This is a genomic window from Streptomyces sp. 63XJN7_1_ISO-PGPR-S23-121, from assembly GCF_056173025.1.
In genome coordinates this window covers 533,681-552,606 of the sequence record NZ_CM149653.1, presented here as the reverse complement: position 1 = coordinate 552,606, position 18,926 = coordinate 533,681, and the positions used below count along the sequence as shown (strand labels likewise).

Annotated in this window: 19 protein-coding genes and 1 pseudogene; 3 read left to right on the top strand and 17 right to left on the bottom strand. The window is 71.1% G+C overall.

The window, feature by feature from the left end; genetic code table 11:
- Positions 1–8 precede the first annotated feature (8 nt).
- Genes nuoK through AC0VYN_RS02600 form a run of 11 tightly spaced genes read right to left on the bottom strand, consistent with a single transcriptional unit; the run spans position 9 to position 10,883 of the window.
- Positions 9–308, bottom strand: coding sequence for an NADH-quinone oxidoreductase subunit NuoK (nuoK, locus tag AC0VYN_RS02650; RefSeq protein WP_004927567.1), 300 nt, complete (start codon positions 306–308; stop codon positions 9–11).
- A complete protein-coding gene (locus tag AC0VYN_RS02645) occupies positions 305–1,162 on the bottom strand; it encodes an NADH-quinone oxidoreductase subunit J (RefSeq protein ID WP_475534612.1) in 858 nt (285 codons plus the stop codon). The genes nuoK and AC0VYN_RS02645 overlap by 4 nt, the downstream gene beginning before the upstream one ends.
- Positions 1,159–1,800, bottom strand: a complete 642-nt coding sequence (gene nuoI, locus AC0VYN_RS02640; protein WP_451689305.1) for an NADH-quinone oxidoreductase subunit NuoI — start codon at positions 1,798–1,800, stop codon at positions 1,159–1,161. The genes AC0VYN_RS02645 and nuoI overlap by 4 nt, the downstream gene beginning before the upstream one ends.
- Positions 1,793–3,169: an NADH-quinone oxidoreductase subunit NuoH gene (nuoH, locus tag AC0VYN_RS02635; RefSeq protein ID WP_475534611.1), complete on the bottom strand. Its 1,377-nt coding sequence runs from the start codon at positions 3,167–3,169 to the stop codon at positions 1,793–1,795. Before nuoH ends, nuoI begins: the two co-directional genes overlap by 8 nt.
- The gene (locus tag AC0VYN_RS02630; RefSeq protein WP_475534610.1) at positions 3,166–5,670 is read right to left on the bottom strand and encodes an NADH-quinone oxidoreductase subunit G; all 2,505 of its coding nucleotides are present in this window, start codon (positions 5,668–5,670) and stop codon (positions 3,166–3,168) included. Before AC0VYN_RS02630 ends, nuoH begins: the two co-directional genes overlap by 4 nt.
- Positions 5,667–7,019, bottom strand: coding sequence for an NADH-quinone oxidoreductase subunit NuoF (gene nuoF, locus AC0VYN_RS02625; RefSeq protein ID WP_385457936.1), 1,353 nt, complete (start codon positions 7,017–7,019; stop codon positions 5,667–5,669). Before nuoF ends, AC0VYN_RS02630 begins: the two co-directional genes overlap by 4 nt.
- Complete coding sequence (gene nuoE / locus AC0VYN_RS02620) at positions 7,016–7,888, bottom strand: NADH-quinone oxidoreductase subunit NuoE (RefSeq protein WP_475534609.1); 873 nt, start codon at positions 7,886–7,888, stop codon at positions 7,016–7,018. The genes nuoF and nuoE overlap by 4 nt, the downstream gene beginning before the upstream one ends.
- Positions 7,885–9,207: an NADH-quinone oxidoreductase subunit D gene (locus tag AC0VYN_RS02615; protein ID WP_385457932.1), complete on the bottom strand. Its 1,323-nt coding sequence runs from the start codon at positions 9,205–9,207 to the stop codon at positions 7,885–7,887. The genes nuoE and AC0VYN_RS02615 overlap by 4 nt, the downstream gene beginning before the upstream one ends.
- Entirely contained in the window at positions 9,204–9,959 is a 756-nt protein-coding gene (locus AC0VYN_RS02610) for an NADH-quinone oxidoreductase subunit C (protein WP_475534608.1), read from the bottom strand. The genes AC0VYN_RS02615 and AC0VYN_RS02610 overlap by 4 nt, the downstream gene beginning before the upstream one ends.
- Positions 9,956–10,510 carry a NuoB/complex I 20 kDa subunit family protein gene (locus AC0VYN_RS02605; protein ID WP_161166212.1) on the bottom strand — a complete coding sequence of 185 codons (555 nt, stop codon included), beginning with the start codon at positions 10,508–10,510 and terminating at the stop codon, positions 9,956–9,958. The genes AC0VYN_RS02610 and AC0VYN_RS02605 overlap by 4 nt, the downstream gene beginning before the upstream one ends.
- Positions 10,511–10,523: 13 nt before the next feature.
- Positions 10,524–10,883 carry an NADH-quinone oxidoreductase subunit A gene (locus tag AC0VYN_RS02600; protein WP_003992243.1) on the bottom strand — a complete coding sequence of 120 codons (360 nt, stop codon included), beginning with the start codon at positions 10,881–10,883 and terminating at the stop codon, positions 10,524–10,526.
- 754 nt (positions 10,884–11,637) lie between these two features.
- On the opposite strand from AC0VYN_RS02600, the gene AC0VYN_RS02595 reads away from it, so the two are divergent.
- Positions 11,638–12,483, top strand: a complete 846-nt coding sequence (locus AC0VYN_RS02595) for a C40 family peptidase (RefSeq protein ID WP_475534607.1) — start codon at positions 11,638–11,640, stop codon at positions 12,481–12,483.
- Between the two features lie 160 nt (positions 12,484–12,643).
- Positions 12,644–13,273: a peptide deformylase gene (gene def / locus AC0VYN_RS02590; RefSeq protein ID WP_475534606.1), complete on the top strand. Its 630-nt coding sequence runs from the start codon at positions 12,644–12,646 to the stop codon at positions 13,271–13,273.
- Here def and AC0VYN_RS02585 read toward each other — a convergent pair whose 3' ends face one another.
- Positions 13,274–14,557 carry a geranylgeranyl reductase family protein gene (locus AC0VYN_RS02585; protein ID WP_475534605.1) on the bottom strand — a complete coding sequence of 428 codons (1,284 nt, stop codon included), beginning with the start codon at positions 14,555–14,557 and terminating at the stop codon, positions 13,274–13,276.
- A 100-nt stretch (positions 14,558–14,657) separates the two neighbouring features.
- Between AC0VYN_RS02585 and AC0VYN_RS02580 the strand changes: the two genes are divergently transcribed.
- The gene (locus tag AC0VYN_RS02580) at positions 14,658–15,164 is read left to right on the top strand and encodes a GNAT family N-acetyltransferase (protein ID WP_475534604.1); all 507 of its coding nucleotides are present in this window, start codon (positions 14,658–14,660) and stop codon (positions 15,162–15,164) included.
- A 45-nt stretch (positions 15,165–15,209) separates the two neighbouring features.
- On the opposite strand, the gene AC0VYN_RS02575 is transcribed toward AC0VYN_RS02580, so the two are convergent.
- The 5 genes and pseudogenes from AC0VYN_RS02575 to AC0VYN_RS02555 form a co-directional block, all read right to left on the bottom strand.
- The gene (locus AC0VYN_RS02575) at positions 15,210–15,905 is read right to left on the bottom strand and encodes a demethylmenaquinone methyltransferase (protein WP_475534603.1); all 696 of its coding nucleotides are present in this window, start codon (positions 15,903–15,905) and stop codon (positions 15,210–15,212) included.
- A gap of 23 nt (positions 15,906–15,928) precedes the next feature.
- Positions 15,929–16,186: pseudogene (locus tag AC0VYN_RS02570) on the bottom strand (acyltransferase family protein); the annotation flags it as partial.
- Between the two features lie 76 nt (positions 16,187–16,262).
- On the bottom strand, positions 16,263–16,862 hold the full coding sequence (locus AC0VYN_RS02565) for a hypothetical protein (RefSeq protein WP_475534602.1): 600 nt from the start codon (positions 16,860–16,862) through the stop codon (positions 16,263–16,265).
- Positions 16,863–16,869: 7 nt separating this feature from the next.
- Positions 16,870–18,069 (bottom strand): cyclic dehypoxanthinyl futalosine synthase, encoded by a 1,200-nt coding sequence (gene mqnC / locus AC0VYN_RS02560; RefSeq protein ID WP_385457910.1) that lies wholly within the window; start codon positions 18,067–18,069, stop codon positions 16,870–16,872.
- A gap of 78 nt (positions 18,070–18,147) precedes the next feature.
- Entirely contained in the window at positions 18,148–18,894 is a 747-nt protein-coding gene (locus AC0VYN_RS02555) for a prepilin peptidase (protein WP_475536803.1), read from the bottom strand.
- Between the last annotated feature and the right edge of the window lie 32 nt (positions 18,895–18,926).

The following is an 18,926-nucleotide window of genomic DNA, read 5'->3' as shown; positions in this document are numbered from 1 at the left end:
TCAGCCCCTCACAACTTCATCAGGCTGGCGTCGTCGACCGAGGCCGAGTGGCGGGAACGGAACAGGGACACGATGATCGCGAGCCCGACCACGACCTCGGCGGCGGCGACGACCATCGTGAAGAAGGCGATGATCTGGCCGTCGAGGTTGCCGTGCATCCGGGAGAAGGCGACGAACGCGAGGTTGCAGGCGTTGAGCATCAGCTCGACGCACATGAAGACCACGATCGCGTTGCGCCGGATCAGCACGCCGGTGGCGCCGATCGTGAACAACAGGGCTGCGAGGTAGAGGTAGTTGACGGGGTTCACTTCGACGCCTCCTCGGACCGCTTGAAGGTGGCCGGCCCGACCGCCCCGCGCTCCAGGCGCTCCTCGGCGCGCTGCTCCAGGGCCTTGAGGTCGTTGAGCGCCTCCATCGAGACGTCGCGGACCTGGCCGCGGTCGCGCAGCGTCTTGCTGACGGTCAGCTCGGACGGGGTGCCGTCGGGCAGCAGGCCCGCGATGTCGACCGCGTTGTGCCGGGCGTAGACGCCGGGCGCCGGCAGCGGCGGCAGGTACTTGCCGTCGCGGACGCGCTGCTCGGACAGCTCGCGCTGCGTCCTGGCCCGCTCGGTGCGCTCGCGGTGGGTGAGCACCATGGCACCGACGGCGGCCGTGATGAGCAGGGCGCCGGTGATCTCGAAGGCGAAGACGTACCTGGTGAAGATGAGGGACGCGATGCCCTCCACGTTGCCGCCCGCGTTGGCCCGGCCGAGGCCGTCGAACTCCTTGAGGGACGCGTTGCCGATGCCGGCGAACAGCAGGACGCCGAAGCCGAGCCCGCAGGCCAGGGCCAGCCAGCGCTGGCCCTTGATGGTCTCCTTCAGGGAGTCCGCCGCGGTGACGCCGACGAGCATCACCACGAACAGGAACAGCATCATGACCGCGCCGGTGTAGACGACGATCTGCACGATGCCGAGGAAGTAGGCGCCGTTGGCGAGGTAGAACACCGCCAGGACGATCATGGTCCCGGCGAGGCAGAGCGCGCTGTGCACGGCCTTCTTCATGAAGACGGTGCACAGGGCGCCGATCACCGCGACCGTGCCGAGGATCCAGAACTGGACGGCCTCGCCGGTGGAGGTGCCGGCGGAGAGAGTCGCCGCGGCGGCGAGCTGCGCGCTCATCGGCGGATCACCTTCTCCGACGCCGGCTCCTCCGCGCCGAAGGTCGAGGCCGCCTCCTGGACGACCTCGCCCTTGGAGTGGGCGACCTGCTGCTCGGTACCGGGCGCGGCCTCGGTGACCAGGCCGCGGTAGTAGTCCTGCTCGTCCGTCCCCGGGTAGATGGCGTGGGGCGAGTCGACCATGCCCTCCTCCAGGCCGGCGAGCAGCTGTTCCTTGGTGAAGATGAGGTCGGCACGGGTGGAGTCGGCCAGCTCGAACTCGTTGGTCATCGTCAGCGCGCGCGTGGGGCACGCCTCGATGCACAGGCCGCACAGGATGCAGCGGGCGTAGTTGATCTGGTAGACGCGGCCGTACCGCTCGCCCGGGGAGTAGCGCTCCTCGTCCGTGTTGTCGGCGCCCTCCACGTAGATCGCGTCGGCGGGGCACGCCCAGGCGCACAGCTCGCAGCCGACGCACTTCTCCAGGCCGTCCGGATGGCGGTTGAGCTGGTGCCGTCCGTGGAAGCGCGGAGCGGTGGTCTTGCGCTGCTCCGGGTACTGCTCGGTGAGCCGCTTCTTGAACATGGCCTTGAAGGTCACGCCGAAGCCGGCCACGGGGTTCAGGAAACCGGGGTCGGTCTCCTTCGGTTCCTCAGCCATCGGACGCCTCCTTTCCATCCGTGGATCCGCCCACAGGTCCGTCACTCTGAGTATCGGGTCCGCCACTGACAATCAGCTCCCGGTCCCGGCGCGGGCGGCGCCGCGGTACCGGGGGCAGCTCCTGCCCGGGCATCGGCGGCACGGGGAACCCGCCGGCCATCGGGTCGAAGGCGGCCGGTTCCCCGGCGGGCTCCTCGGCGCCCTTGCCCTTGTCGCGGTAGATGTCGGCGACGAAGGACAGCAGCAGCAGGGCCAGGACGGCGCCGCCGATGTAGAGGGCGATGTCGGTGAAGCCGTAGTTCTCGTTCCGCATGGCCCGCACGGTCGCGACCAGCATCAGCCAGACCAGGGAGACGGGGATGAGGACCTTCCAGCCGAGCTTCATCAGCTGGTCGTAGCGCACGCGCGGGAGCGTGCCGCGCAGCCAGATGAAGAAGAACAGCAGCAGCTGGACCTTGACGACGAACCAGAGCAGCGGCCACCAGCCGTGGTTGGCACCCTCCCAGAAGGTGCTGACCGGCCACGGGGCCCGCCAGCCGCCGAGGAACAGCGTGGTGGCGACCGCCGAGACCGTCACCATGTTCACGTACTCGGCGAGCATGAACATCGCGAACTTGATCGACGAGTACTCGGTGTTGAAGCCGCCCACCAGGTCGCCCTCGGACTCCGGCATGTCGAAGGGGGCGCGGTTGGTCTCGCCGACCATCGTGACGATGTAGAGGATGAAGGAGACCGGCAGCAGCACGATGTACCAGCGGTCGCTCTGCTGGGCGACGATCTCCGAGGTCGACATCGAACCGGAGTAGAGGAACACCGAGGCGAACGCGGCGCCCATCGCGATCTCGTAGGAGATCATCTGCGCGCAGGACCGCAGGCCGCCGAGCAGCGGGTACGTCGATCCGGAGCTCCATCCGGCGAGCACGATGCCGTAGATGCCGACGGAGGCGACCGCGAGGATGAACAGCATCGCGATCGGCAGGTCCGTGAGCTGCATGGCGGTGCGGTGGCCGAAGATCGAGACCTCGTTGCCGGCGGGCCCGAAGGGGATCACCGCGATCGCCATGAAGGCCGGGATGGCCGCGACGATCGGCGCCAGGACGTACACCGCCTTGTCGGCGCGCTTGACGACGACGTCTTCCTTCAGCATCAGCTTGATGCCGTCGGCGAGGGACTGGAGCATGCCCCAGGGGCCGTGCCGGTTGGGGCCGATGCGCAGCTGCATCCAGGCGACGACCTTGCGCTCCCACACGATGGAGAACAGCACGGTCACCATCAGGAAGGCGAAGCAGAAGACCGCCTTGACCGCCACCAGCCACCAGGGGTCGGTGCCGAACATGGAGAGGTCTTCAGCGGCGAGGTACGGGCTCATGCCTCCACCTCCTTGGGGGCCTCGCCCGCGAGCGTGGCCGGGCCGATGCGGACGAGGGTTCCGGGCAGCACCCCGGCGTCGGAGGCGACGCCGTCGCCGGCCGAGTTCAGCGGGAGCCAGACCACCCGGTCGGGCATCTCGGTGACCTGGAGCGGGAGGGTGACGGCCCCGGCGGGTCCGGTGACGGCGAGGAGGTCGCCGTCCTTGACGCCCGCCTCGGCGGCCGTGGCGGCCGACACGCGCGCGCGTGCGGCGTGCCGGGTGCCGGCGAGCGCCTCGTCGCCCTGCTGGAGGAGGCCCCGGTCGAGCAGCAGCCGGTGCCCGGCGAGCACGGCCTCCCCGGCGGCCGGCCGGGGCAGCGCGCTCGCGGTGCGCAGCGGCTCGCCGGCCCGCGGGCCGTCCCAGGCGCCGAGCCGGTCGATCTCCGCGCGCGTGGTGCGCAGATCCGGCAGGCCCAGGTGGACGTCCATGGCGTCGGCGAGCATCTGGAGCACTCGCCCGTCGGTGGGTGCGACGCGGCGGGTCATCTGGTCGGGCTTGAGGGCGGCCTCGAAGGAGCGTCCCCTGCCCTCCCAGTTGAGGAAGGTCCCCGCCTTCTCGGCGACCGCGGCGACGGGCAGGACCACGTCGGCGTGCGCGGTGACCTCGCTGGGCCGCAGCTCCAGCGACACCACGAAGCCCGCCTCGGCGAGTGCCGCACGCGCGCGTGCCGGGTCGGGCAGGTCGGCGATCTCGACGCCCGCCACCAGCAGCGCCTGGAGTTCACCGCGGGCGGCGGCCTCGACGATCTCGCCGGTGTCGCGGCCGTGGCCGTGCGGAAGGTCGGCCAGGCCCCAGGCCGCGGCGACCTCGGCGCGGGCACGCGGGTCGGTCGCGGGGCGCCCGCCCGGCAGCAGCGACGGCAGTGCGCCCGCCTCGATCGCGCCGCGCTCCCCGGCCCGGCGCGGGATCCACACCAGCCGGGCGCCGGTCGCGGTGGCGGTCCGTACGGCGGAGGTGAGGCCGCCGGCCACGGACGCCAGCCGCTCGCCGACGAGGATCACGGCGCCCTCGGCGCGCAGCGCCTCGGCGGCCTGGGCGCCGCCGTCCTCCAGGCCGACGCCGCTCGCGAGCGCGTCCAGCCACTCGGTCTCGGTGCCGGGAGCGGCGGGCAGCAGCGTGCCGCCGGCCTTCTCCAGGCCCCGGGTGGCGTGGGTGGCCAGGGAGTAGACCCTCAGCCCGTGCTTGCGCCAGGCCTTGCGCAGCCGCAGGAAGACGCCGGGCGCCTCCTCCTCGGCCTCGAACCCGACCAGCAGCACGGCCGGCGCCTTCTCCAGCGCGGTGTACGTGACGCCCGTGCCGTCCAGGTCTCGGCCGCGTCCGGCGATCCGGGCGGCCAGGAAGTCGGCCTCCTCGGAGCTGTGCACGCGCGCGCGGAAGTCGATGTCGTTGGTGTCGAGCGCCACGCGCGCGAACTTGCTGTACGCGTAGGCGTCCTCGACGGTGAGCCGGCCGCCGGTCAGCACACCGGTCCGGCCCCGTGAGGCGAGCAGTCCCTGCGCGGCGATCTGCAGGGCCTCCGGCCAGGAGGCCGGTTCCAGGTCGCCCTCGGCGTTGCGCACCAGGGGCGTCTCCAGCCGGTCGCGCTGCTGCGCGTACCGGAAGGCGAACCGCCCCTTGTCGCAGATCCACTCCTCGTTGACCTCGGGGTCGTCGGCCGCGAGGCGTCGCATGACCTTGCCGCGCCGGTGGTCGGTGCGGGTCGCGCAGCCGCCGGAGCAGTGCTCGCACACGGACGGCGAGGAGATCAGGTCGAACGGGCGGGAGCGGAACCGGTACGCCGCCGAGGTGAGCGCGCCGACCGGGCAGATCTGGATGGTGTTGCCGGAGAAGTACGACTCGAAGGGGTCGCCCTCGCCGGTGCCGACCTGCTGGAGCGCGCCCCGCTCGATCAGCTCGATCATCGGGTCGCCGGCGACCTGGTTGGAGAACCGGGTGCAGCGGGCGCAGAGCACGCACCGCTCGCGGTCGAGCAGCACCTGCGTCGAGATCGGCACCGGCTTCTCGTAGGTCCGCTTCCTGCCCTCGAAGCGGGAGTCGGCCTGGCCGTGCGACATGGCCTGGTTCTGCAGGGGGCATTCGCCGCCCTTGTCGCAGACCGGGCAGTCCAGCGGGTGGTTGATGAGCAGCAGCTCCATCACCCCGTGCTGGGCCTTCTCGGCGACGGGCGAGGTGAGCTGGGTCTTGACCACCATCCCGTCGGTGCAGGTGATGGTGCAGGACGCCATGGGCTTGCGCTGGCCCTCGACCTCGACGATGCACTGGCGGCAGGCGCCGGCCGGGTCGAGGAGCGGGTGGTCGCAGAACCGGGGGATCTCGATGCCGAGCTGCTCGGCGGCCCGGATGACCAGGGTGCCCTTGGGCACGCTGATCTCGACGCCGTCGATCGTCAGCGACACGAGGTCCTCGGGCGGGACCGCCGCGTCCCCACCGCCGGAGGGTGCGCTCGTGGTCACGGTCATGCGTTCACCTCCGTACGGTGGTCGGCCCAGGCCGTGGACCTGGCCGGGTCGAAGGGGCAGCCGCGGCCCGTGATGTGCTGCTCGTACTCCTCGCGGAAGTACTTCAGCGAGGAGAAGATCGGCGAGGCGGCACCGTCGCCGAGGGCGCAGAAGGACTTGCCGTTGATGTTGTCGGCGATGTCGTTCAGCTTGTCGAGGTCGCTCATCGCGCCCTTGCCGGCCTCGATGTCGCGCAGCAACTGCACGAGCCAGTAGGTGCCTTCACGGCAGGGCGTGCACTTGCCGCAGGACTCGTGGGCGTAGAACTCGGTCCAGCGGGTGACGGCGCGCACCACGCAGGTCGTCTCGTCGAAGCACTGGAGCGCCTTGGTGCCGAGCATGGAGCCGGCGGCGCCCACTCCTTCGTAGTCGAGGGGGACGTCGAGGTGCTCGTCGGTGAACATCGGGGTCGAGGAGCCGCCCGGCGTCCAGAACTTCAGCCGGTGGCCGGGGCGCATCCCGCCGCTCATGTCGAGGAGCTGGCGCAGGGTGATGCCGAGCGGGGCCTCGTACTGGCCGGGGGTCGCGACGTGGCCGCTGAGCGAGTAGAGCGTGAAGCCCGGGGACTTCTCGCTGCCCATCGACCTGAACCAGTCCTTGCCCTTGTTCAGGATGGCGGGAACCGACGCGATCGACTCGACGTTGTTCACCACGGTGGGGCACGCGTAGAGGCCCGCGACGGCGGGGAAGGGGGGCCGGAGCCTCGGCTGGCCGCGGCGGCCCTCGAGCGAGTCGAGCAGCGCGGTCTCCTCACCGCAGATGTACGCGCCCGCGCCCGCGTGCACGGTGAGTTCCAGGTCGAGTCCGCTGCCCAGGACGTTCTCGCCGAGGAAGCCCGCCGCGTAGGCCTCGCGCACGGCCTCGTGCAGCCGCCGCAGCACGGGGACGACCTCGCCGCGCAGGTAGATGAAGGCGTGCGACGACCGGATGGCGTAGCACGCGATGACGATGCCCTCGATGAGGCTGTGCGGGTTCGCGAAGAGGAGCGGGATGTCCTTGCAGGTCCCCGGCTCCGACTCGTCGGCGTTGACGACGAGGTAGTGCGGCTTGCCGTCCCCCTGGGGGATGAACTGCCACTTCATCCCCGTCGGGAACCCGGCGCCGCCGCGGCCGCGCAGACCGGAGTCCTTGACGTACGCGATCAGGTCGTCCGGCGACATCGCCAGCGCCTTGCGGAGCCCCTCGTACCCCTCGTGCCTGCGGTAGACGTCCAGGGTCCAGGACTCGTCCTCGTCCCAGAAGGACGACAGCACGGGTGCGAGCAGCTTCTCCGGGCTGTGGTCCTTGATTTCTGCTGCCAAGGTCATCACTCCCCCTCCTCGGCTGCGGGCCCGGCCGGGTGCGCCGGGTCGGAGGCCGATGTGTCCTGCGGCGCGTCGTGCGAGCTGAGGTGCTCCTGCGGCGACGGGTCGTGCACGGCCCGGTCCTGCGCCGCGTCGTGCGGTCCGCCGTCCCGCGGGTGCACCACGCGCGCGCCGGACGTCTCGCCCTTGGCCAGCTTCAGCCCGGCCAGGGAGGCGGGGCCCGCGCTGCCGCCGGCCGCGACGGCGCCGGCGCGCTCGTCGGGGAAGCCCGCCAGGATCCGGGCGGTCTCCTTGAAGGTGCACAGCGGCGCCCCGCGGGTGGGGGTCACGGGCCGTCCCGCACGCAGGTCGTCGACGAGGTGCCGGACGCTCTGGGGGGTCTGGTTGTCGAAGAACTCCCAGTTGACCATCACGACCGGGGCGAAGTCGCAGGCCGCGTTGCACTCGATGTGCTCCAGCGTGACCTTGCCGTCGTCGGTGGTCCCGCCGTTGCCGACGCCCAGGTGCTCCTGGAGGGACTCGAAGATCGCGTCGCCGCCCATGACCGCGCACAGCGTGTTGGTGCAGACGCCGACCTGGTAGTCGCCGCTCGGCCCGCGCCGGTACATGGTGTAGAAGGTCGCGACCGCCGTGACCTCGGCCGTGGTCAGGCCGAGCAGGTCCGCGCAGAACTGCATGCCGGTGCGCGTGACGTGGCCTTCCTCCGACTGCACGAGGTGCAGCAGGGGCAGGAGGGCGGAGCGGGAGTCCGGGTAGCGGGCGATGATCTCGCGCCCGTCGGCCTCCAGCCGGGCCCGGACGTCGTCCGGGTACGCGGGCGCGGGCAGTTCCGGCATGCCCAGGCTGACGCCCCGCTCCGAAGAAGAGGTGGTCACCGGTCGACGCCTCCCATCACGGGGTCGATGGACGCCACCGCGACGATGACGTCGGCGACCTGGCCGCCCTCGCACATCGCCGCCATGGCCTGAAGGTTGGTGAAGGACGGGTCGCGGAAGTGGACCCGGTAGGGGCGGGTGCCGCCGTCGGAGACGACGTGCACCCCGAGCTCGCCCTTGGGCGACTCGACCGCCGCGTAGGTCTGGCCCGGCGGCACGCGGAAGCCCTCGGTGACCAGCTTGAAGTGGTGGATCAGGGCCTCCATGGAGGTGCCCATGATCTTCTTGATGTGGTCCAGCGAGTTGCCCAGTCCGTCCGGTCCGAGCGCGAGCTGGGCGGGCCAGGCGATCTTCTTGTCGGCGACCATGACCGGGCCGGGCTGGAGCCGGTCCAGGCACTGCTCGACGATCCGCAGCGACTGGCGCATCTCCTCCAGCCGGATCAGGAACCGGCCGTAGGAGTCGCAGGTGTCGGCGGTCGGGATGTCGAAGTCGTACGTCTCGTAACCGCAGTACGGCTGGGTCTTGCGCAGGTCGTGGGGCAGGCCGGTGGAGCGCAGGATCGGGCCGGTTGCGCCGAGGGCCATGCAGCCGGCCAGGTCGAGGTAGCCGACGTCCTGCATGCGGGCCTTGAAGATGGGGTTCCCGGTGGCGAGCTTGTCGTACTCCGGGAGGTTCTTCTTCATCTTCTTCACGAACTCGCGGATCTGGTCCACCGCGCCCGGCGGCAGGTCCTGGGCGAGTCCGCCGGGGCGGATGTACGCGTGGTTCATCCGCAGGCCGGTGATCAGCTCGTAGATGTCGAGAATCAGTTCACGATCGCGGAAGCCGTAGATCATGATCGTGGTGGCGCCGAGCTCCATGCCGCCGGTGGCGATGCACACCAGGTGCGAGGAGAGCCGGTTCAGCTCCATCAGCAGGACCCGGATGATCGAGGCCCGGTCCGGGATCTGGTCCTCGATGCCGAGGAGCTTCTCGACGCCGAGGCAGTACGCCGTCTCGTTGAAGAAGGGCGTCAGGTAGTCCATGCGCGTCACGAACGTCGTGCCCTGCGTCCAGGTCCGGTACTCGAGGTTCTTCTCGATGCCGGTGTGCAGGTAGCCGATGCCGCAGCGGGCCTCGGTGACGGTCTCGCCGTCGATCTCCAGGATCAGGCGGAGCACCCCGTGGGTGGACGGGTGCTGCGGACCCATGTTGACGACGATGCGCTCGTCGTCGGCGCGGGCCGCGGTCTGGACGACCTCGTCCCAGTCGCCGCCGGTGACGGTGTAGACGGTGCCTTCGGTGGTCTCCCGGGGGGAGGCGTGCGAAGTGCTCATGAGTACGACCTCCGCTGGTCCGGAGCCGGGATCTGGGCGCCCTTGTACTCGACGGGGATGCCGCCGAGGGGGTAGTCCTTGCGCTGCGGGTGGCCCTGCCAGTCGTCCGGCATCATGATCCGCGTCAGGGCCGGGTGACCGTCGAAGACGATGCCGAAGAAGTCGTACGTCTCGCGCTCGTGCCAGTCGTTCGTCGGATACACCGAGAACAGCGACGGGATGTGCGGGTCGCCGTCGGGGGCGCTGACCTCCAGGCGGATCAGCCTGTTGTGGGTGATCGAGCGCAGGTGGTAGACGGCGTGCAGCTCGCGGCCCTTGTCGTCCGGGTAGTGGACGCCGCTGACGCCGGTGCACAGCTCGAAGCGCAGGGCCGGGTCGTCGCGCAGGGTCCTGGCGACGCGGACCAGGTGCTCGCGTTCGATGTGGAAGGTCAGTTCGTCGCGGTCGACGACCGTCTTCCCGATCGCGTTCTCCGGCACGAGTCCCTGTTCCTCCAGGGCGCCCTCGAGCTCGTCTGCGACCTCGTCGAACCAGCCGCCGTAGGGCCTGCTCGCCGGTCCCGGGAGGCGGACCGAGCGGACCAGCCCGCCGTACCCGGAGGTGTCGCCGCCGTTGTTGGCGCCGAACATGCCGCGCTGGACGCGGATCTCCTCGCCGCCCTGCCCGCGCCGGCCCGGGAGGTTCTCCGCGGAGAGGTCCTTCTCGGGGTTCACCCCGTTCGCGTCACCCGTGGTGCCGTTCGCGTCGCTCACCGCAGCAGCCCCTTCATCTCGATGGTGGGCAGGGCCTTGAGCGCCGCCTCCTCCGCCTCGCGGGCCGCCTCCTCGGCGTTCACCCCGAGCTTGGAGTTCTGGATCTTGTGATGGAGCTTGAGGATGGCGTCCATCAGCATCTCGGGCCGCGGCGGACAGCCGGGGAGGTAGATGTCGACCGGGACGACGTGGTCGACGCCCTGGACGATCGCGTAGTTGTTGAACATGCCGCCCGAGGAGGCGCAGACCCCCATGGAGATCACCCACTTGGGGTTCGGCATCTGGTCGTAGACCTGCCGCAGCACCGGCGCCATCTTCTGGCTGACCCGGCCCGCGACGATCATCAGGTCCGCCTGCCGCGGCGAGCCGCGGAAGACCTCCATGCCGAAGCGCGCCAGGTCGTAGCGGCCGGCGCCGGTGGTCATCATCTCGATGGCGCAGCACGCGAGGCCGAAGGTGGCGGGGAAGACGGACGACTTGCGCACCCAGCCCGCGGCCTGCTCGACGGTGGTCAGCAGGAAGCCGCTCGGCAGCTTTTCTTCGAGTCCCATGACTAAAGGCCCCTCAGTCCCATTCCAGGCCGCCGCGCCGCCATACGTACGCGTACGCGACGAAGACGGTGAGCACGAAGAGCAGCATCTCCACGAGCCCGAAGATCCCCAGGGCGTCGAAGGTGACGGCCCAGGGGTAGAGGAAGACGATCTCGATGTCGAAGACGATGAAGAGCATCGCCGTCAGGTAGTACTTGATGGGGAAGCGCCCGCCGCCGGCCGGCGTGGGGGTCGGCTCGATGCCGCACTCGTAGGCCTCGAGCTTGGCCCGGTTGTACCGCTTCGGGCCGATCAGCGTGGCCATGACCACGGAAAAGATCGCGAAGCCTGCCCCGAGGGCTCCCAGTACGAGGATGGGCGCATACGCGTTCACCGCTCCTCGCTCCTCTCAGTCGGCACTGACTGCTGGCGGTTGGCCTGGACTCACAACCGCCCCCGCAGTCCCACGAGCCCCGCTGGTCCCGGCGAAGATCGCGAACATGTGAAGCAGGTCACAAGCCCAACTGCCTCGCATCCTATGCCCGTGGCTCTGTGATCTGCGACACGGGGTATTGCACAAGCTTTGTGATCTCCACCACCTGACGAAGGATCATGAAGTCGGATGAGCGGTGATCTTCACACAAGAAGCGTTCAGCTGATCACCAGAGGTGACAATTTCGCTCGTCGCCGCTGGCCAGAGGGGTCGCGCGGCGGGCGTCTCAATATCAAGATGCTTCGCGTGCATGCAAATTGGTGCTGGACCTGATCTCTTGATAGTGGCCTCCGTTCACACCTCGGAGGGAGAGCGGGGTGCGATGTGGACGCGTGCACGCGTTCACGAGCGGCACGGACGGCGATCCGCGCGGGGGACGCGGCCGCCGGGGCGGCCGTTCCGTGACGTCCGCCACATCCATGAGAGGCGTCTGAGAACCGGGCTTGGCCAACTGCCTCAACCAGTGGTAAGCGAGGGGCAATTCGGGCGAAACGATCAAAGTCCGTGATCACAGGTGGGTTACGGAGGGCTCACAATGTTCGCCAGGGTGTCAAAAAAGGGCGACACGCCCGGGATTCAGGGGCTCGGTTGAACAACTGTGGCGCAGCACACGTTTCTTGAAGGTATGGAGGAGCTCCTGATACCGGTTGTACCCATGTCCCACACCGCTCACATACGCAGCCACCGGAAGCCCCGCCGCAGCGCGTCGACCATCGCGATGCGGGCCGGAGTTGCCGGTGGCGTCCTCAGCACCCTGGCAGTGGCCGGGGCGTCGGGCTCGGCGAACGCGGCCGAGCCGGTGACGCAGACCCTCGAGCTGCCCACCCTGACGGCCGACCTGGCCGCCCAGGTCGCCCAGTCCGCGGACGCCACGCAGCAGGCCGCGGCCAACTACGAGCTGCGCGCCGAGCGCGACGCGGCCGCCGCCGCCGCGGCCAAGGAGGCCAAGGCGGACCTCGCCGAGGCCAAGAAGAAGGCCGCGGAGGCCAAGAAGAAGGCCGAGGAGGACGCCCGCAAGGAGGCCGCCGAGCGCGCTTCCCGTGCCGCCGAGCGCGCCACCCTGAGCGCCTCCGCGGACACCGGCTCGTCGTCGTCCTCGTCGTCCTCGTCCGGCGGGTCCTCGGTCAGCGTCAGCTCGTCGGCCACGGGTTCCGCCGCGGCCGTCGTCTCCTTCGTCCAGGCCCAGGTCGGCGACGCCTACGTCTCCGGCGGCACCGGCCCCAACTCGTGGGACTGCTCCGGTCTCGTGCAGGCCGCCTTCAAGCAGGTCAACATCGACCTGCCGCGCGTCTCCCAGGACCAGTCGGTGGCCGGCACCCAGGTGTCGCTGAGCAACCTCCAGCCGGGCGACATCCTGTACTGGGGTGGCGCGGGCAGCGCGTACCACGTGGGCGTCTACGTCGGCGACGGCATGTTCGTCGGCGCGCAGAACTCGTCGACGGGCGTCGTGATGAAGCCCCTGTCGTACGACCCGCCGAGCGGAGCCGTGCGCGTGCTCTGACGCTCGCGTCCGGACACCACGGACACATCCGCACGAAAGGCCGCAGCCACTTCGGGGCTGCGGCTTTTCGCGCTCTCCCGGCGGACGCGGGCTTCCCCTGACAGGCTCGGGACGGGCCGGTACCGCACCGGCCGGTCACGAGACCGAAGGGGAGAACAGCATGCCCAGCGTGTTCCTGCAGGGGCGGCGCACCGCCTCCTGCCCACCGCTCGCGCCCGAGGCCCGGCGCGGGTCGCTGCGGCGCGTCACCGAGTTCGGCGAGGAGGTGCTGCACAAGCCGTGCCGGGACATCACCGAGTTCGGGCCCGACCTGGCCGCGCTCATCGACGACATGTTCCGGACGATGTACGTCGCGGAGGGGGCGGGGCTGGCGGCCAATCAGGTCGGCGTCGGTCTGCGCCTGTTCGTGTACGACTGCTTCGACGACGAAGGTGTCCGACATGTCGGGCACATCGTCAACCCGGTCCTGGATGCGCTCGACCCGGCCGCGCGGCGGCTGCTGGACGAGGGCGAGGGGTGCCTGTCGGTGCCGGGCGCCGTCATGGCGGTGCCGCGCCCCGACCGGGCCGTCGTACGGGGCCTGGACCGGAGCGGCGCACCGCTCCGCGTCGAGGGCACCGGCTACTTCGCCCGCTGCCTCGCCCACGAGACCGACCACGTGGACGGCCACGTCTACCTGGACCGGCTCTCCGCGCGCGACCGGAAGCGGGCGCTGCGGCAGTCCGCGGACCGGCGCGACGAGGTGTTCGCGCGCCGGGCCGCCAACGCCGCCGCCCTCGACGGGGCGTGATCAGGCCTTCGGGGCCACCTTGCTCAGTCCGTTGATGATGCGGTCCATCGCGTCGCCGCCCGTCGGATCCGTCAGGTTGGCGAGCATCTTGAGGGTGAACTTCATCAGGACGGGGTGGGTGAGGCCGCGCTGGGTCGCGATCTGCATGACCTTCGGGTTGCCGATGAGCTTCACGAAGGCGCGGCCCAGCGTGTAGTAGCCGCCGTAGGTGTCCTTCAGGACGCGCGGGTAGCGCTGGAGGGCGATCTCGCGCTGGGCCGGCGTGGCCCGCGCGTGGGCCTGCACGACGACGTCGGCGGCGATCTGGCCGGACTCCATGGCGTAGGCGATGCCCTCGCCGTTGAAGGGGTTCACCAGGCCGCCGGCGTCGCCGACGAGGAGCAGGCCCTTGGTGTAGTGGGGCTGGCGGTTGAAGGCCATGGGCAGCGCGGCACCGCGGATCGGGCCGGTCATGTTGTCCGGGGTGTAGCCCCAGTCCTCGGGCATGGACGCGCACCACGCCTTCAGCACCTCGCGCCAGTCCAGCTCCTTGAAGGAGGCGGAGGTGTTCAGCACGCCCAGGCCCACGTTCGAGGTGCCGTCGCCCATGCCGAAGATCCAGCCGTAGCCCGGCAGGAGTCGGTCCTGCGCTCCGCGGCGGTCCCACAGCTCCAGCCAGGACTCCAGGTAGTCGTCGTCGTGGCGCGGCGAGGTGAAGTACGTGCGGACCGCGACGCCCATCGGGCGGTCCTCGCGGCGGTGCAGGCCCATCGCCAGGGACAGCCGCGTGGAGTTGCCGTCGGCGGCGACGACCAGCGGCGCGCGGAAGGTGACCTCGCGCTTGTCCTCCCCCAGCTTCGCGTGCACGCCGGTGATGCGGCCGGTGCGGTCGTCGACGACGGGGGCGCCGACGTTGCAGCGCTCGTAGAGGCGGGCGCCCGCCTTCTGCGCCTGCCGGGCCAGCTGCTCGTCGAAGTCGTCGCGCCTGCGCACGAGTCCGTAGTCGGGGAAGGAGGCCAGATCCGGCCAGTCCAGCTGGAGGCGCGAGCCGCCGCCGATGATGCGCAGGCCCTTGTTGCGCAGCCAGCCGGCCTCCTCGGAGATGTCGATGCCCATGGCCACGAGCTGCTTCACCGCGCGCGGGGTGAGGCCGTCGCCGCAGACCTTCTCCCGGGGAAACGCGGTCTTCTCCAGCAGGAGGACGTCGAGCCCGGCCTTGGCCAGGTGGTACGCGGTCGTGGAGCCGGCTGGCCCCGCGCCCACGACGATCACATCGGCGGTGTTGTCGGAGAGGGGCTCGGTCACGGCGGGATCTCCCCAGAGTTTCGGAAATGTGCGTGCCGACGGGCACTGGACATGGGCAGTCTATTCAGCGTCACCGATCACCCGGCTGAAGGGCTGCCCCGTGAAACGAGCTCTGCCTGTCGTACGGCTGCGCGTCCCCACCGACGAGGACGCCGTGGCCTGGCACCGGATCTTCGACGACCCGGACGTCATGGAGTTCCACGGCGGGAGGTCCGCGGAGCTGTCCGTCTACGAGGAACTCACCGCCCGCCAGCGCCGGCACGACGCCGAGCGCGGCTTCTGCCTGTGGACCATGGTGGACGAGTCCGGACGGGTCGTCGGCTTCACCGGCGCCCAGCCGTGGCCGGGCGACTGGGGCCCCAGGGGCGAGATCGAGATCGGCTGGCGGCTCGGGCGCGAGCACTGGGGCAAGGGCTACGTCACGGCGGCGGCCCGGGAGACGCTCCAGCGGGTGCGCTCGGCGGGTGTGGCGCAGGTGGTGGCGATGGTCGACGCCCGCAACGCGCGCTCCATCGCGGTCACGGAGCGGCTGGGCATGCGGCTCGCCGAGGTCTTCACGACCCCGGCGACACAGCAGCGGGGCCACTGCTACCGGCTCGAGCTGTGACACCGGGGAACGGGCCGGCGCGGCCGCAGCCGGGGCGGATGCCGCTCAGCTCTCCTTGAAGCCCCGGTGCAGCGCCACGACGCCGCCCGTCAGGTTCCGGTGCGCCACCCTCGACCAGCCGGCCTTCCGCAGCCGCTGGGCCAGCGCCGCCTGGTCGGGCCAGGCGCGGATGGACTCGGCGAGGTAGACGTAGGCGTCCGGGTTGGACGACACCGCGCGGGCCGCCGGCGGCAGGGCACGCATCAGGTACTCGGTGTACACGGTGCGGAACGGCGCCCAGGTCGGGTGCGAGAACTCGCAGATGACGACCCGGCCGCCGGGCCGCGTCACCCGGTACATCTCGCGCAGCGCCGCGTCGGTGTCCTGCACGTTGCGCAGCCCGAAGGAGATGGTGACCGCGTCGAACACGTCGTCCCGGAACGGCAGCCGCGTCGCGTCGCCCGCGGTGAACGGCATCCAGGAGTGCCGCTGCTTGCCCACCTGGAGCATGCCCAGGGAGAAGTCGCAGGGGACGACGTAGGCGCCGGCGCGGGCGAAGGGCTGGGACGAGGTCGCCGTGCCGGCGGCCAGGTCGAGGACCTTCTGCGCGGGCCGGGCGTCGACGGCTCTGGCGACCTCCTTGCGCCACGCCCGGTCCTGCCCGAGCGAGAGCACGGTGTTCGTCAGGTCGTACCGTTCCGCGACGTGGTCGAACATCGAGGCGACTTCGTGCGGCTGCTTGTTCAGGGAAGCGCGGGTCACGGGACCATTCTTGCAGGGCCGGGTCACGGCACGAGCCTCGGCCTCTTCCGCGCGGCGACATCCTCCACCCGGCCGAAGAGGACGACGAACACCGCGATCAGGATCCAGCCGACGCCCAGCAGGAACCACTGGCTGTCCAGCGGCAGCTGCGCCTCGAAGGCCGGCACGTCCCAGAGGCGGTCGATCAGCGGCACCGCCGGGACGAGGGCGAGCTCGTGCCAGAGGCAGATCGTCACCGCGCGGGCGCTGAAGACGGTCACCAGCCGGCCGAGGCGCCGGAACAGCTAGTGCCGCAACAGGCAACGTTCGCCCCGTCGCGACGCCCGGCACGCGCTCTCGCCGCACCGGCCGGCGCGCTCAGCGGCGCCGGTAGACGATCCGGCCCGCCACGACGGTCGCCACGCACGTGGACGCGCCGTCCCGCACGAGCGCGGCCCGGTCGGGCACGTCGAACACCGCGAACCGTGCGGGTTTCCCGGGAGCGAGCCCAGGAAGCAGCACGAGCGGCACCGGTGAGAACGACGCGGGACCGGGCAGGGTGGCCGGACGCCCCGCCATGGCGAGCCCCGCTCCCCGCACCGCGTCCAGGGCCGCGCGACCCCGCAGCTCACCGGCGACGGCGACCGTTCCGTGCGCCAGCATGCGCTGTACTCCGCGGCGCGCGCTGGCGCCCCGCGCGGACGGGTCGGCGGCGAGAAGGGCGAGCGCGCGCTCCCCGAAGACCGGCTCGGTACCGAGCCGGTCCGCTTCGCGCGGGTCGGGGTGGTAGGCCTGCTCCAGCAGTTCCGGACCGTAGGGGTTGAGCAGTCCGGGCGTCAGGAGCCCGGGCCACCGGCGCACCCGTGCCCGCGGGTGGTCGGCGGCCAGTGCCTCGTACGGGCCGACGGCGGCGAGATGCGCGCCGTCGACCACGACGGCCGCCTCGGGCGAGGCCTCGGCGACGTGGATCGTCAGCACGGCCGCGTCAGTTGGAGGCCAGCAGCTTCAGCTCGGGGTGAGCCGTGCCGCCCTCGATGGCCGTGGACGAGATGTGGGAGACGACCCGCTCGTCGACGGGGTCGTTCGCCGGGTCGTCGTGCACGACGAGGTGCTCGTACGTCGTGGAACGCTGCGCCGGGACGCGCCCCGCCTTGCGGATCAGGTCGATGATCTCGAGCCGGTTGGAGCGGTGCTTGGCGCCGGCCGACGACACCACGTTCTCCTCCAGCATGATCGAGCCGAGGTCGTCGGCCCCGTAGTGCAGGGAGAGCTGGCCGACCTCCTTGCCGGTGGTCAGCCACGAGCCCTGGATGTGGGCGACGTTGTCGAGGAAGACGCGGGCGATGGCGATCATCCGCAGGTACTCGAAGAGCGTGGCCTGGGTGCGGCCCTTCAGGTGGTTGTTCTCGGGCTGGTAGGTGTACGGGATGAAGGCGCGGAAGCCGCCGGTGCGGTCCTGCACGTCCCGGATCATGCGCAGGTGCTCGATGCGCTCGGCGTTGGTCTCGCCGGTGCCCATCAGCATGGTGGACGTCGACTCGACGCCCAGCCCGTGCGCGATCTCCATGATCTCCAGCCAGCGCTCGCCGGACTCCTTCAGCGGCGCGATGGCCTTGCGCGGGCGCTCGGGCAGCAGTTCGGCACCGGCGCCGGCGAAGGAGTCGAGTCCGGCCGCGTGGATCCGGGTGATGGCCTCCTCGACCGACACCCCGGAGATCCGGGCCATGTGCTCGACCTCGCTCGCCCCCAGGCTGTGGATGACGAGTTCGGGGAACTCCTTCTTGATGGCGGCGAAGTGCTTCTCGTAGTACTCGACGCCGTAGTCCGGGTGGTGGCCGCCCTGGAACATGATCTGCGTGCCGCCCAGTTCGACGGTCTCCGCGCAGCGGCGCAGGATGTCGTCGAGGTCGCGGGTCCAGCCCTTGGCGGTGTCCTTGGGCGCGGCGTAGAAGGCGCAGAACCTGCACGCGGTGACGCACACGTTCGTGTAGTTGATGTTGCGCTCGATGATGTACGTCGCGATGTGCTCGGTGCCCGCGTAGCGGCGCCGGCGGACGGCGTCGGCGGCCGCGCCCAGTGCGTGCAGGGGGGCGTCGCGGTAGAGGACGAGGGCCTCTTCGGGGGTGATCCGCCCACCGGCGGCGGCACGGTCGAGGACGGTCTGAAGGTCGGCCTTCTCGGTCACCGGCGTCCCTTTCGCAAGGTTCGTAAGGGTTGTGGACGGACCCGACCAGCGTACGCGAGCCGTTTTCAACGGCCGCGTTCAGGCCGCGTACGCGCCCGCGAGGACGCCGAGGAGGGCACCCGTGAGCAGGAACGGCCCGAAGGCGATGGCCGTGCCGCGTCCGGCCCGCCCCGCGACGACGAGGGCGCCCCCGTACACCGCGCCGAGCAGGAACCCGGCGAAGGTGCCCAGCATCACCGTCGGCCAGCCGTACCAGCCGAGGACGGCACCGGCCCCCAGCGCGAGCTTGACGTCGCCGAAGGCCATGCCGGCGGGATTGATCAGGAACAGCAGGAAGTAGCCGGCGCCGAGCGCGAGGGCGCCCAGCAGGGCGGTGGTCCACTCCCCGGCGTGCTCGGGCACGAGCGCGGTGACCCCGAGCAGGGCGAGCGCGGTGCCCGCGAGCGGGAGGGTCAGCGGGTCGGGCAGCCGCCGCACCCGGAGGTCGACGACGGCCAGCAGCACGCCGCCCGGCGCGAGCAGCAGCCAGACGGCCAGCTCGGGCCGGGTCCCGGTGGCGGCGGCCAGGGCGGCGCAGACCAGCGCGGTGACGGCGGCGGGGACGACGGCACCGGGCCCGTACGGCGCCGGGGCGGGCACCGCCGCGTCCGCGCACCGCCGGCAGCGGGCCGGCCCGAGCCATCCCCGGACCGGGTGCGCGGCCGGGCACGCGTCGCGCCACGCCTCGCCGGAGGGCGCGGAGAAGCGGTAGGCCGCCCGCGGCAGCAGCGCGCCCGTCACCGCGCCCCAGAGCACGGCGACGAGGAGGACCAGCACATCGACCATCGGCACGCGGACACCCTATGGGGGCGGGCCGC

What these genes read in the sequence shown, in the direction of transcription:
- AC0VYN_RS02555 (WP_475536803.1), bottom strand. Translation starts at nt 18,894, where the DNA reads ATGGTCGATGTGCTGGTCCTCCTCGTCGCCGTGCTCTGGGGCGCGGTG.
- nuoH (WP_475534611.1), bottom strand. Translation starts at nt 3,169, where the DNA reads ATGAGCCCGTACCTCGCCGCTGAAGACCTCTCCATGTTCGGCACCGAC.
- AC0VYN_RS02605 (WP_161166212.1), bottom strand. Translation starts at nt 10,510, where the DNA reads ATGGGACTCGAAGAAAAGCTGCCGAGCGGCTTCCTGCTGACCACCGTC.
- def (WP_475534606.1), top strand. Translation starts at nt 12,644, where the DNA reads ATGCCCAGCGTGTTCCTGCAGGGGCGGCGCACCGCCTCCTGCCCACCG.
- AC0VYN_RS02645 (WP_475534612.1), bottom strand. Translation starts at nt 1,162, where the DNA reads ATGAGCGCGCAGCTCGCCGCCGCGGCGACTCTCTCCGCCGGCACCTCC.
- nuoI (WP_451689305.1), bottom strand. Translation starts at nt 1,800, where the DNA reads ATGGCTGAGGAACCGAAGGAGACCGACCCCGGTTTCCTGAACCCCGTG.
- AC0VYN_RS02595 (WP_475534607.1), top strand. Translation starts at nt 11,638, where the DNA reads ATGTCCCACACCGCTCACATACGCAGCCACCGGAAGCCCCGCCGCAGC.
- AC0VYN_RS02630 (WP_475534610.1), bottom strand. Translation starts at nt 5,670, where the DNA reads ATGACCGTGACCACGAGCGCACCCTCCGGCGGTGGGGACGCGGCGGTC.
- AC0VYN_RS02615 (WP_385457932.1), bottom strand. Translation starts at nt 9,207, where the DNA reads ATGAGCACTTCGCACGCCTCCCCCCGGGAGACCACCGAAGGCACCGTC.